Annotated in this window: 1 protein-coding gene; it reads right to left on the bottom strand. The window is 52.8% G+C overall.

Annotated features, from left to right (window positions below; genetic code table 11):
* Positions 1-483, bottom strand: a 483-nt coding sequence (locus HZ297_RS11770) for a sensor histidine kinase (RefSeq protein WP_178863959.1), incomplete at both ends; no start/stop codon positions are given.

A 483-nucleotide genomic window follows, 5' to 3' on the forward strand; every position in this document is an offset into this window, starting at 1 on the left:
GTGCCGGTGTTAGCGACGTCAATAAACACCCGGGAACCCATCGTATAACTTCGGATATAAATGTTACCGGATTCAGTACCATAGTGCACCGCATTGGAGTAAAGATTATCCAGAACGCTCATTAAAAGCATCGGTTCAGCGAGACAGGCAGGCGCACTCAACTCCACCCCGGTATGCATCATTTTAGCTCTTGCTGGCAAGCTATGGGCGGAGATCACCATATCCACCAGCGGCGCAATCTCGACCTCTTCAAGAACGACCGCCCCGTCAGCCAGCTTGCGGTTGTAATCCAGCAGCTGTTCAATCAGCTTTTGCAGTTTGCGGCTGCTGGCATCCAGAATCTCAACAATTTCTTTCTGTTCTGGCGTTAGCGGCCCTGCCACCTCGTCTGCCAGCAGCTCCGTTCCTTCACGCATGCTGGCGAGCGGCGTTTTCAGTTCATGGTAAATATGGCGCAGGAACTGATGACGCTGGGATTCCAGC

This window comes from Thiomicrorhabdus cannonii (assembly GCF_013391695.1).
In the GTDB taxonomy this organism is placed as follows: Bacteria; Pseudomonadota; Gammaproteobacteria; order Thiomicrospirales; family Thiomicrospiraceae; genus Thiomicrorhabdus; species Thiomicrorhabdus cannonii.